The organism is Colwellia sp. MB3u-8, from assembly GCF_014076985.1.
Taxonomy (GTDB): domain Bacteria; phylum Pseudomonadota; class Gammaproteobacteria; order Enterobacterales; family Alteromonadaceae; genus Cognaticolwellia.
Genome location: NZ_JACGVA010000069.1, coordinates 65,946 through 78,985, shown reverse-complemented (window position 1 = coordinate 78,985; position 13,040 = coordinate 65,946). Strand labels below are relative to the sequence as shown.

9 protein-coding genes are annotated in these 13,040 nt (G+C 41.4%); 2 read left to right on the top strand and 7 right to left on the bottom strand.

Annotation, left to right across the window (positions count from 1 at the left end; all coding sequences use genetic code 11):
• Window positions 1-2: 2 nt before the first annotated feature.
• Window positions 3-1,439: a Fe-S cluster assembly protein SufB gene (sufB, locus tag H4J54_RS14765; protein ID WP_182191772.1), complete on the bottom strand. Its 1,437-nt coding sequence runs from the start codon at window positions 1,437-1,439 to the stop codon at window positions 3-5.
• A gap of 458 nt (window positions 1,440-1,897) precedes the next feature.
• Here sufB and H4J54_RS14760 point away from each other — a divergent pair, with 458 nt between their 5' ends.
• Window positions 1,898-3,244: an AarF/ABC1/UbiB kinase family protein gene (locus tag H4J54_RS14760; protein ID WP_182191771.1), complete on the top strand. Its 1,347-nt coding sequence runs from the start codon at window positions 1,898-1,900 to the stop codon at window positions 3,242-3,244.
• Window positions 3,245-3,651: 407 nt separating this feature from the next.
• On the opposite strand, the gene H4J54_RS14755 is transcribed toward H4J54_RS14760, so the two are convergent.
• Genes H4J54_RS14755 through H4J54_RS14735 form a run of 5 tightly spaced genes read right to left on the bottom strand, consistent with a single transcriptional unit; the run spans window position 3,652 to window position 9,655 of the window.
• On the bottom strand, window positions 3,652-3,867 hold the full coding sequence (locus H4J54_RS14755) for a formate dehydrogenase subunit delta (protein ID WP_182191770.1): 216 nt from the start codon (window positions 3,865-3,867) through the stop codon (window positions 3,652-3,654).
• Window positions 3,868-3,881: 14 nt separating this feature from the next.
• Window positions 3,882-4,694, bottom strand: coding sequence for a formate dehydrogenase accessory sulfurtransferase FdhD (fdhD, locus tag H4J54_RS14750; protein WP_182191769.1), 813 nt, complete (start codon window positions 4,692-4,694; stop codon window positions 3,882-3,884).
• A 2-nt stretch (window positions 4,695-4,696) separates the two neighbouring features.
• Entirely contained in the window at window positions 4,697-7,600 is a 2,904-nt protein-coding gene (gene fdhF, locus H4J54_RS14745) for a formate dehydrogenase subunit alpha (RefSeq protein ID WP_182191768.1), read from the bottom strand.
• Window positions 7,593-9,164: an NADH-quinone oxidoreductase subunit NuoF gene (locus H4J54_RS14740; protein ID WP_182191767.1), complete on the bottom strand. Its 1,572-nt coding sequence runs from the start codon at window positions 9,162-9,164 to the stop codon at window positions 7,593-7,595. Before H4J54_RS14740 ends, fdhF begins: the two co-directional genes overlap by 8 nt.
• An 8-nt stretch (window positions 9,165-9,172) precedes the next feature.
• Window positions 9,173-9,655 carry an NAD(P)H-dependent oxidoreductase subunit E gene (locus tag H4J54_RS14735; RefSeq protein WP_182191766.1) on the bottom strand — a complete coding sequence of 161 codons (483 nt, stop codon included), beginning with the start codon at window positions 9,653-9,655 and terminating at the stop codon, window positions 9,173-9,175.
• A gap of 269 nt (window positions 9,656-9,924) precedes the next feature.
• On the opposite strand from H4J54_RS14735, the gene H4J54_RS14730 reads away from it, so the two are divergent.
• Window positions 9,925-11,013, top strand: coding sequence for a substrate-binding domain-containing protein (locus H4J54_RS14730; protein WP_182191765.1), 1,089 nt, complete (start codon window positions 9,925-9,927; stop codon window positions 11,011-11,013).
• 97 nt (window positions 11,014-11,110) lie between these two features.
• On the opposite strand, the gene H4J54_RS14725 is transcribed toward H4J54_RS14730, so the two are convergent.
• Window positions 11,111-12,835 (bottom strand): OFA family MFS transporter, encoded by a 1,725-nt coding sequence (locus H4J54_RS14725; protein ID WP_182191764.1) that lies wholly within the window; start codon window positions 12,833-12,835, stop codon window positions 11,111-11,113.
• Between the last annotated feature and the right edge of the window lie 205 nt (window positions 12,836-13,040).

Genomic DNA, 13,040 nt, shown 5'->3' with positions numbered 1-13,040 from the left:
TTTTATCCTATTGAGCCTTCAAGACTGATCTCGAGTAATTTGCCCGCCTCTACGGCGAACTCCATTGGCAGTTCTTTGAATACTTCCTTACAGAAGCCATTAACGATCATAGATACGGCCTTTTCAGGATCAAGGCCACGTTGCTGGCATAAAAACATCTGATCATCGCTAACCTTGGAGGTGGTAGCCTCATGCTCCACTATGGCAGAGGGGTTGCGACTCTCGATATAAGGGAAAGTGTGAGCACCACAGCGATCACCAATGAGCAGTGAATCACACTGGGTAAAATTACGCGCACCTTCCGCCTTAGCACCCATACTGACCAGGCCACGGTAGGTATTGTTGCTGTTACCGGCGCTGATACCCTTGGAAATAATAGTGGATTTGGTATTCTTGCCCAAATGGATCATCTTGGTGCCTGTATCGGCCTGCTGTCTGCTCCTTGTCAGGGCAACAGAATAGAATTCACCTACACTGTTATCGCCTTTGAGGATACAACTGGGGTATTTCCAGGTGATTGCAGAGCCGGTTTCTACCTGAGTCCAAGAAACCTTGGCATTGGTGTGACATATAGCGCGTTTGGTGACAAAGTTATAGATACCCCCTTTACCGTTCTCATCACCGGGATACCAGTTTTGTACGGTAGAGTACTTGATTTGAGCATCATCCATAACAACCAGTTCAACCACGGCAGCATGTAGCTGGTTTTCATCCCGTTGAGGCGCGGTGCAGCCTTCCAGGTAACTTACATGGCTGCCCTCTTCGGCAACAATCAGTGTCCGTTCGAACTGGCCAGTATTTTCTTCATTGATACGAAAGTACGTGGACAGCTCCATAGGGCAACGCACGCCCTTGGGTATATAGACAAATGAACCATCGGTGAATACTGCACTGTTAAGAGCGGCGAAGTAATTATCTGAACGGGGAACCACAGATCCGAGGTATTTTTTTACCAGTTCAGGATACTTATGCACGGCTTCGGAAATAGGACAGAAAATAACGCCTGCTTCTTCCAGCTTTGCACGGTAGGTGGTCACCACAGACACAGAATCAAAAACGGCGTCTACAGCAACCCCAGCGAGCATTTCTTGCTCATAAAGCGGAATGCCCAGCTTTTCATAGGTGCGCAAGAGTTCAGGGTCTACTTCATCCAGGGACTGGGGTTTGTCCGCCATACTCTTAGGTGCTGAGTAATATGAGATGGCATTAAAATCTATTTTCGGGTAATGCACATGAGCCCAATCCGGCTCTTCCATGTCAAGCCAGTTGTTATAGGCGCGAAGACGCCACTCTAACATCCATTCTGGTTCTTCTTTCATGGTGGAGATGCGGCGTATAACATCTTCGTCCAAGCCAGGTGGAAAGGTTTCAGATTCGATGTCGGAAACAAAACCGGCATCGTATTTGCGGGATAACGCCTGATCGAGTTGCTCACTCATACTTTAGTTTCTCCATAGCTATGTTGCCCTGATTTAAATAATTAGATACCAGAGTGGCTGTCTAAGTTTTTGTAAACCACGAATGTTGACGGCAACAGCATAATACTTGACTAATTTACTCAAGTATTAATCATATAGTACTTGACTAAATCACTCAAGTATTATGAGTAAAAAAATAATCGCTTTCAATTGACTTAATAAGTCAAAAGTCATGCTAATAAGCACAATACCAACCTGTTCACTGCTATTGTTGCTCTAAAACAGGTCATCCGTGAAAAAGTTAACTAGGCTATGCTGCCAAATAAAATGTTTGAGAGGGCAGCTAGCGCAGGCATCAGCAAATTTTTTTTGCTAATATTGTCGTCGACCCTCGTTATAAATTCCAGCGAGGCTGCATTAAACACAACAAAACAACACAAAGGTAGAATATTTACCATGCTCAGCGAATCAATTTTATTATGACAGAAAAACGTAACGAGCGGAAAGTACCGTCCGGAAGAATTGCTCGCTTAGCTAAGCTGGGTGGTTTGGCCTCAGCTGTTGCTGGCAATATTGTTAAAGGCGCCACAAAAAAAATGCTCAGTGGTCAGCGCCCATCATTAACTCAGTCCTTACTGAATATCGACAACGCCATATCGATCACCAAGCGTTTAGCACATATGCGTGGTGCAGCCATGAAACTGGGTCAATTGCTCTCGATGGATGCAGGTGAATTACTGCCTGCTGAATGGGAGCCTATTCTATCACGACTACGCCAAGAAGCTGACCCAATGCCTAAGGCGCAACTACTCAAAACCCTAGAAGCATCTTGGTCAAAAGACTGGTATCAACAATTTAGTTATTTTTCATTTTCCCCCATCGCATCGGCAAGCATTGGTCAGGTGCATAGAGCGACACTCAAAGATGGTCGTCAGCTGGCGATTAAAGTCCAATACCCGGGGGTAAGAGAAAGCATTGACAGCGACATTGATAATGTCATGAGTTTACTGAAACTGAGCGGTGTATTACCTCAACATATCGATTTGACCAGCTTGCTCGCTGAAGCAAAAGCACAACTTAAAAACGAAGCTAATTATTTGCAAGAAGCCAAATTTCTTAACGCTTATCGTGCCAATCTGTGCAACGACCCTAGCTTTATTGTGCCCTTTGTCGTTGACGAGCTAACTGACCAAAACATACTCGCGATGGAATACATCGAAGGTTCTGCCATCACAGATATTAGTGCCATGAGTGCTGACATTGTGGATCTAGTTTGTACTCAGTTAATGCACTTAACCTACCAAGAACTGTTCACCCATAAACTCATGCAAAGTGATCCCAACTTTGCCAATTTTTTGTATCAGAGCGATACGCAAAAAATAGTGTTACTCGATTTTGGAGCCTGCCGGCAGATTTCTCAGCAGACCTCAGTGCATTATCTCGCTATGGCTGATGCTATGCAGCGCCAAGATACTAATGACATGCGTTCAGCCCTGTATTCGCTTGGTTTAATTGACAATAATATGAGCGCTGCGGCCATAGATACTGTGTTAAAAGCGTGTTTTGAAGCGAGTGATTGCTTGCAAAGTGATACTGGCTACAACTTAAAAAAACAACACCTAATTAAACGAATTCAAGAAGTTAGTATGCCACTGATTACTGATAAAACAGCCGCAGCATCTCCTATATTTGAGGTTGCATTAGTCAATCGTAAAATTACCGGCATGATATTGCTAGCCAATAAGTTAGGCGCAACACTGGATTTTAAAAGCGTACTTGCTCCTTACTTAACGAAAAGCGCAAAGCCACCTAATGATAAAAAATGACGCAATGTGGCTGAGCAAAACGGCAACTGATGCTTTAGTCTGTTTCTAAATGTTTTATTTTTTTTGGTGAATGTTTATTTTATAAATAGTGAGTTGCTTTAAAGTCACGCTGTATCAATGTAATCAATGGTGTGTGGCTATTATTTCTATTCAAAGCATACTAAGTTTGGCAATAAAAACACCTAATCGAGTGGACAAAAATGGTTAGAAGCTTAAGCCACGGGCCTTGATTAAAAACGGTCAGTATATGCTAGTGCAGGGCACTTACTTGCCATGATATCTATACAGGATATCTATACAGGATATCATGGCAATATTACCTATGACGATAATGCTATCATCAGCCAACTAAATCTATGTATTTAGATTTAGTTAAGTAGACTTGGATAAGCATGATGAGCCAACTTTTATAACTGGGCTAAGGCTAGTTTTATGGTAGGGGATAATTGTGAACCATCACTATCGGCATACTTTATTATGTTTACTTTCATTGAACGTGCCCAAAATTTCTTTACGTGATTAGCAACGATCATAGCTGTTTCTTCGTCAGTTTTTTTGTAATTATTATTATTAGCAATTTGGTTGAGCATACTAATTAGATTGTCAATTTGAGAACTACTCATCACTATTTTCCTATTTATTTATCGAATTTGGTATAGAAAGTATGTCTACCAGGACGAGCAAAGCCAATTAAATTGAGCTTAGCTTGATTTGCCAAGCTTATTGCTAAGCCCGTTGGCGCTGAAACCGCTACTAATGTGGCGATATTAACGCTGGTTACCTTTTGTACCATCTCATAGCTTGCTCTGCTTGAAATGACAACAAAGCCACTTTGGCTGTTGATTTTACGCAGCGCTAAGCTGCCAATTAACTTGTCTAACGCATTGTGTCGACCGACATCTTCACACAAGAGGAGTATCTTGCCAGTATCGTCACACCATGCGGCGCCATGAACCGCACCTGTTAATGCTTGTAATTTTTGATGCTCACTTAACTGTGACAGTGCATCTTGTATTACTGGCGAAGAGGGCAGCGCTTGTGGCGTTACACTCTTAATGGGCCGAATGGCTGTCTCCAGTGATTCACTACCACATAAACCACAGCCTGTGCGGCCAGTAAGGTTACGTCGGTGTGATTTTAAAGACATCATACGTTCAGAGCTAATCTCAAGACGTACTTCTATGCCTTTTTCACTGGTTACCAGCTCAATATCATAGATTTCAGCCGCGTTATTAATAATGCCTTCAGACAAACTAAAGCCTAAGGAAAACTCATGTAAATTGGCGGGTGAGGCCATCATAACCGCGTGAGAAATGCCATTATAAACCATGGCAATAGGCACTTCCTCTGCGATACAGTCAAGTTTTCTTTGCTCGCTACCTTGCTGCCAATAGTGCACAGGGAGTGTTAAATGGCTTGGTTGCAATTTTGTTTCGTCTTCCAGCGTCAAACTTAACTTCCTATAGTGGCTTTTTGTTTTTTAGGTGAACGTTTAAAGTGCTCTTTTTGTTGGGCACTGAATTTTTTATAACGGGTTTGCCAAGCTGATGGCGAGGTAACTTTTTCCACCTGTACCGCGGTGACTTTATATTCAGGACAATTCGTTGCCCAATCCGAACTATTGGTGGTAATAACGTTGGCGCCACTAATTGGGTGATGGAAGGTAGTGAATACCACGCCACTTTGCATACGTTCACTGACTTTTGCTTTTAGTACAGTATCACCCGCACGGCTGCTGATGCCTAACCAGTCACCATCATTAATACCTCTTTCTTCGGCATCGTTAGGATGTATTTCAAGTAAATCTTCTTGGTGCCAAGTATGGTTCTCGGTGCGTCGTGTTTGTGCCCCGACATTATATTGACTGAGTATTCGCCCAGTGGTCAATAATAACGGGAAGCGTTTGTTAGCGCGTTCTTCACTAGCAAGATAGGGCGTAATCGCAAAACGACCTTTTCCAATGGGAAAGCTTTCCACGTGCATGATGGGTGAACCATCAGGAAACTCTTCGTTACAAGGCCACTGAATACTTCCCTGTTCGTCCAATTTTTTATAACTTACCATACTGAAAGTAGGCACTAATGACGCTATCTCATCCATTATTTCAGAAGGATGTTGATAATTCATCGGGTAGCCTAAAGCATTAGACAGCTTTTGGGTGACTTCCCAGTCAGCGAATTCAGCTAATGGCTTCATCACTTTACGCACCCGATTTATGCGTCTTTCTGCATTGGTAAAGGTACCATCTTTTTCTAGAAATGAAGAGCCGGGTAAAAATACGTGTGCATATAGCGCGGTTTCATTTAGAAAAATGTCTTGCACAATCAAACACTCTAATGATGACAATGCGGCCTGCACATGTTGGGTATTAGGATCTGACTGTAAAATGTCTTCTCCTTGCACATACATGGCTTTGAACGTGCCTTCGATGGCGGCATCAAACATGTTTGGAATACGAAAGCCCGGTTCGTTATCTAAGGTTACGCCCCAATTTTTTTCAAATTTAGCGCGTAAGACATCATCACTGACATGCTGATAACCTGGGAGCTCTTGTGGGAATGAACCCATGTCACAAGAGCCTTGAACATTATTCTGTCCACGCAATGGATTAATACCTACGCCTTCACGGCCTATGTTACCTGTGGCTAATGCTAAGTTTGCTATACCCATGACCATGGTTGAACCTTGGCTATGCTCGGTAACGCCTAAGCCATAATAAATAGCGCCATTTTTTGCTTTGGCAAAAGCACGCGCGGCAATGCGAACTTCTTCGGCATTAACCGTGGTAATACTTTCCATCGCTTCGGGTGAGTTGATCTCATCAAGAATAAATTCACGCCATGCGTTATATTCATCAGTACGCTGCTCAATGAAATTTTTGTCCTCTAAGCCTTCACTGATAACGACGTGCGCTATGGCATTGATCATAGCAACGTTGGTACCCGGTTTTAGCGGCAAATGATGATGAGCATTTATGTGAGCGGTATTAAGTAAATCAATGGTTCGGGGATCAACAACAATTAACTCTGCGCCTTGGCGTAAGCGTTTACGCAACTGCGAGGCAAACACTGGATGAGCGTCAGTAGGGTTTGCGCCAATAACCAGAACAACATCAGATTTCATCACTGAGTCGAAAGTTTGTGTACCTGCAGACTCACCAATGGTTGCTTTGAGTCCATAACCTGTGGGTGAATGACAAACACGAGCGCAGGTGTCGGTATTATTATTACCAAAAGCAGCGCGGATCAATTTTTGTACTAAATAGGTTTCTTCATTGGTACAGCGAGATGAAGTAATACCGCCTACACTTTCACGGCCATATTTAGCCTGAATGTTTTTAATTTTATTAGCGGAAAACTCTAAGGCTTCGTCCCAACTGACTATCCGCCATTCTTCATTAATGCTGTCGCGCACCATAGGTTCAGTGACGCGGTCTTTATGAGTGGCATAACCAAAGGCAAAGCGGCCTTTGACACAAGAATGACCTTGGTTGGCTTTACCACCCTTGTAGGGCACCATACGTATGACTTCTTCGCCTTTCATTTCAGCTTTAAAAGAACAACCGACGCCACAATAGGCACAAGTGGTGATAATACTGTGTTCTGGTTGTCCTTTGTCAATCACTGATTTTTCCATCAGTGTTGCCGTTGGGCAAGCCTGTACGCAGGCGCCACAAGAGACACAATCAGAAGATGAAAAATCGTTTTCACTGGTACCAGCGCTGACCTTTGAGGCAAAACCGCGACCTTCAATGGTTAAGGCAAAAGTACCTTGAACTTCTTCACAAGCTCTAACACAACGAGAGCAGGTGATACATTTACTGGGTTCGAAAGTAAAATAAGGGTTAGAGTCATCAATCTTGGCGTCAAGATGATTATCGCCATCAAAACCATAACGCACTTCACGTAAGCCAACGGCTCCGGCCATATCTTGTAATTCACAATCACCATTACTTGAACAGGTTAAGCAGTCAAGTGGGTGATCAGATATGTACAGTTCCATGATATTGCGTCGTAATTTTGCAATGTCATTATTTTCAGTAGACACTACCATGCCTTCTTTAACCGATGTCGTACATGAGGTTGGGTAGCCTCTCATACCTTCAATTTGTACCGCACATAAACGACATGAACCAAAGGCTTCGATGTTATCAGTGGCACAAAGTTTAGGAATATTAATATCAGCTATTGCGGCAGCGCGCATCACAGAAGTACCTGCAGCAACCGTTATTTTTACCCCGTCAATCTCAAGACACACTGTTTGTGTTGAGGTGCTAGCAGGAGTGCCATAATCTTTATTAAAATCGATTGGTTTATTCGACGTGGTATTAGTGGCCGGATCAAAATAATTAATCATGATTGCTCTCCTGTGTGGTTAAATAAAAGTCTTGAGGAAAATCAGTAAAAGCACTGCGCACGGGTATAGGTGTCATACTGCCCATTGCGCATAAAGAACCGTCAATCATGGTGTCGCAAAGGTCATTAAGTAAAATCATAGCCTCAGCGCGGCGCTCATCATTTTTTATCCGATCAATCACTTCTACACCACGTGTTGAACCAATTCTACAAGGCGTACATTTCCCGCAAGATTCAACCACACAAAATTCCATTGAAAAACGTGCTTGTTCTAGCATATCAACACTGTCATCAAACACGACAATGCCGCCATGACCTAACACGGCAGAGGCTTTAGAAAATGCTTCATAATCAAGTGGAATATCTAGTTTATGGCTAGGTAAATAAGCGCCTAATGGGCCACCGACTTGAATGGCTTTTATTGGACGGTTGCTAGCGGTGCCACCAGAAAAATTATCAATAAGATCTTTTAAGCTTGAGCCAAAAGGTAGTTCAATTAATCCACCTTGTTTAACATTACCGGCGAGTTGAAAAGGTAAGGTGCCTCGTGAACGATTTGTGCCATATTGTTGGTAGGCGTGACTGCCTTCACTCATGATAAACGGAATAGCCGCCAGCGACAGGACATTGTTAACAATGGTGGGTTTAGCAAATAATCCTTCTAAAGCCGGAAGTGGTGGCTTAAAGCGCACCATGCCTCTTTTACCTTCTAGTGATTCTAAAAGAGCAGTTTCTTCACCACATATATAAGCTTCTGCGCCTAATCTCACTTCTAAATTAAAGGTTTTACCACTACCACAAATGTTATTACCTAAATAACCGGCTGCACTAGCAATCTCAATAGCTTGTTGTAATATTTCATCGGCAATAGGGTATTCTGATCGTAAATAAATATAGCCTTGGTCTGCACCAACCGCTAATCCGGCAATAATCATGCCTTCAATCAGCATAAAGGGATCACATTCCATGACTAATTTGTCCGCAAAGGTCCCAGAATCGCCTTCGTCGGCATTACAGACGATATATTTTTTATCCGCAGTGGCATCTCTTACCGTTTGCCACTTTATGCCGGTAGGAAAAGCAGCGCCACCTCGACCACGAAGACCCGAGTCTACAACCGCGGTGACAATTTCCTGAGTCGATAACGTGAGTGACTTTTGTAGGCCTTTAAAACCATCTAAGGCAAGGTAATCATCAAGAGAAATCGGGTCAGTAATACCTGCACGGGCAAAGGTAAGACGAGTTTGATTTTTTAGATAGGCAATGTTTTCAGTTAGGCCTAGCGCTAGCGCATGCGATGGTGGTTTTTCATGGAGGATATTCTGGCTAATATCTTCCATAATGCTTGCAACATCAGCGGATGCTACGGGGCCATATGCCATACGGCCCTGTGCTGTTTCTATTTCAACCATAGGCTCTAACCAAAATAAACCACGCGAGCCATTTCTGATTATTTTTAGGTCAATATCATGATCTGACAAATAGTGCGTAAAGGCTTGAGCAACTTCATGTGCTCCTAAAGAAATAGCGGTACTTTCTCGTGGAATAAAAATTTTCGTTGTCATGGTCACTCTCACTTTGATTCGTGGTCTAAATTAGAAAGAATTTCTTCAAATCTATCATTAGAAATACGACCATAAAGATCATCATTGATTCTAATGTTAGGGCCAGTTGCACAGTTACCGAGACAATAAACACTATCCAAGCTGAATTTTTTATCACGGGTCATTTGATGATAATCAATAGCTAAAAAGTCTTTAGCGTGTGCTTCAAGTTGTCGACTTCCTCGAGATTGACATGCTTCTGCACGGCAAATTTGAATTTGATATTTACTAGGAGGAGATGTGCGAAATTGATGATAAAAACTAATAACACCGTGAATTTCTGCTGGTGTTTGTTTTAGTTTTGTCGCTATGCGCTCAATCGCTTGAGAAGATATATAGCCCATTTCTCTTTGAATAGCATGTAATATTGGTAACAGAGAGCCTTCTTTATTTTTCAAAGAATCAATGATGTTTTCCACATTTGACAAGGGGGAAGAAAATTCTATTTTCATACTAACTCCGAAGGCCTGTTATAAAATATACATATGAAATTAATTGCATATTTGTTATTGTCTTATAGTTCTTTTTATAGCCTGACTATAGCACCATTGATTTATTATAAGAATATGAATTTTTATTCATATTTTAGTGTTTTTTTTGGCTGGCTTTAGCGCTGCGATTTGACCGCTAAATATAAAATTTATTGGTCAATGGCATAAAGTATTATTGATCATTAGAACAGCCAAAAATAAAACTCAAAAATAATATGCAAGGGAAGAAAATGACCAATAAAACAGTATTGTCAAAGAGAATTCAAATTAAGCCCGCATGGTCATTTTACGATGAGCAGGGTGAGTATGTAGACCCTCGACTTTTTGTCTTGCTTAATGCGGTACACAAATATGGCAAATTGACGGTAGCGGCAACAAAACTAGGTATGTCGTATCGTCATGTCTGGAATGTACTAAAAAAATGGACTGACTTTTTTGGCTCTGATTTAGTCGAACTAAAAAAAGGCAAAGGGGCACTTTTAACGCCGTTAGGTGAAAAACTACTTTGGGCTGAACAAAGGGCACAGGCTAGATTTGAACCTCAGTTAATCAGCATAGCATCAGAATTAAATTTAGAAATACAAAAACACTTAATGGTTAAAGAGCCTTTGCTAAAAATTGCTGCAAGCTATGGTTATGCAGTAGCTTTACTTCCTGATTTTACTCATAAATTTAAGCTAGACTTACAATATAAAAGCTATGAAGAGTCATTTGATGCCTTAAGTAAAGGTGAGTGTGATATTGCCGCATTTCACTTACCCACCGACATTGTTAGCCAAAGCTTAATTGATATTTATAATAAATATTTTAAAGCTAATACCTATAAAGTCATTCGGTTTGTGACCCGTAAACAAGGCTTAATTGTTAAAAAAGACAACCCTAAAAATATTACTAAAATTTCAGATTTAATGCAGGAGGAGGTTAAATTTATTAATCGGCAAAAACACTCAGGTACACGCTTATTAATAGATGAATTACTGGCAAGATCATCAGTGGACTCTAAAAAGGTGATTGGTTTTGATAAATTTGAATTTACACATTCTGCTATCGCTGCCTATGTAGCTTCAGGCATGGCCGATGTTGGCATTGGTATTGAAACCGCCGCTCGTCAATTTGGTCTGAATTTCATCCCATTAACCACTGAACACTACGTGTTAGTTTGTCATCACAAGACCCTTAAAGAACTCTCTGTACAGCGCTTAATTACCGAGATCAAAAGTGATAAATTTCATGAGGAGGTATCGAAATTAGCAGGCTATGAGTCTACTGCTTGTGGTGATATTGTGGATTTAGAAGATATGTTACCTTGGCACGTTTAATTTTATAGCGCTTGTTACTCTACTCGCTATGATAAAATTCAAGCCGCTTTAAACGAATTTAAAGCGGCTTGAATTGTAGTTTTACAAGTTGAAAGTATTAACTCTTAGGATGTGTATTTTCAACATGATGCTTACCATCTACAGGACGAATAGTTAAGTTGGCAAAGAAAGCAACAACTAACAAAGCGGCCATAGCATACATAGTGGTATTATATAAGCTTGGTGTTGGGTCAATAGTACCCGCGGGCACTAATTCCATTAATTTACTTACCGTGACTGTTTTTGCTGCAACAAGTTCATTTAACTGACTAACGGCAGAGCCAAATTTAGCCTGGAATACTGCAGGATCTATTTTTGCTACTAAGTCGCTTATGGCGTCATTGACAGACATATTTCTAAGATACGTGATAGCAAATGGGCCTAAAACACCAGCGGTTGCCCATGCTGTTAACAATCGACCATGTATACCACCGACATGTAATGTACCAAATATATCGGCTAAATAAGCTGGAATAGTTGCAAAACCACCACCATACATAGTGAAGATAACCATAGTGGCACCGTAGAACATAACTAACCAGACCGTAGACGGATCTGCACTGACTTGAGATGCAGCGTAAGGTATTGATAAGTAAAGTAGCGTTCCTAAGACAAAGAAAAAGTGGTAAGTGTTTTTTCTGCCAATGAAATCAGAAATGGATGCCCAGAAAAATCGACCACACATATTAAAGACCGAAATCATTAATACGTAAGTACCCGCAAAGGTCGCGGTAGCTACATCAGGTAAGGTCGAACCAAAAATATCAACCATCATGGTTTTAGCCACACCAATAACACCAATACCTGCTGTTACGTTAAAACAAAGTACAACCCATAACTTCCAAAATTGTGGTGTTTTTAGTGCTTGATCAATATGTACATCGTTATGTGAAATCATGCTTTTTGCAGATTCATCTTTCTCTGGAGGAGTCCAACCTTCAGGTGTCCACCCTTCAGCCGGCACACGATACGAGAATGAGGCAATAATCATGACAATAAAATAAACAACACCTAGTGTCAGGAATGTTCCTGCAGCACCGGTATCACCCGTACCGACAATATAAACACCTGCATCACCAGGAAAAGCCATATTTGCCGCTTCACCAGCCGTTGCAACAATAACTTCTACTGTACCAGAAGCTGTTTCTGCAAAACGTTTGCCCGCTTCAGTTATTAGTTTTACAGCACCTTCTGTGCCTAAATAAGTAGGAGCAACGGCGTGGAATTTTAACAAAGCAGTAATAAGTGGAGCACCGATCATCGCACCGCCACCAAATCCCATAATGGCCATGCCCGTAGCCATACCGCGTTTATCAGGGAACCAACGCAGCAAAGTGGACACAGGTGAAACATAGCCTAAACCTAGACCACAACCCCCCAGCGCACCATACCCAAGGTAAACAAGCCATAATTGATGGCTTGATATACCAATACTACCTATGATGAAGCCGCCACCCCAAAGAAATGCAGCAGTAACACCAACACAGCGAGGACCGACTTTTTCTAGCCATTTTCCAGCGACTGCGGCAGATAAGCCAAGAAAAACAATAGCAACAGAAAATATCCAAACCACGTTACTTAAAGACCAATCTCCAGATGAACTAGTTACTACCCCTAATTCTTTAATCAGCGCAGGGTTAAAAATACTCCATGCGTAAACAGAACCAATACATAAATGAATGGCAATAGATGCTGGTGGGACTAGCCAGCGATTAAACCCCGATTTAGCAATTATTTTATCTTTCATTAAGAAAGAAAAAAAGCCCCCACTGTTATTTGACATTATTTAATACCTTATAGCTACAGCTTGATATAAATATTTATACTCGTACAACTAGCACACTGATGAAGGGTAATTACAGCAGCTATTTATTTTCAAAAAATATTATTTGAGCATAAAATAGATAATGTTTTACCGTTATTCTTTGTTCTAAATCATTCATAGTTAAGCTGTATCAAGTATAAAAAAAGAGAATAATTAAGGTGAA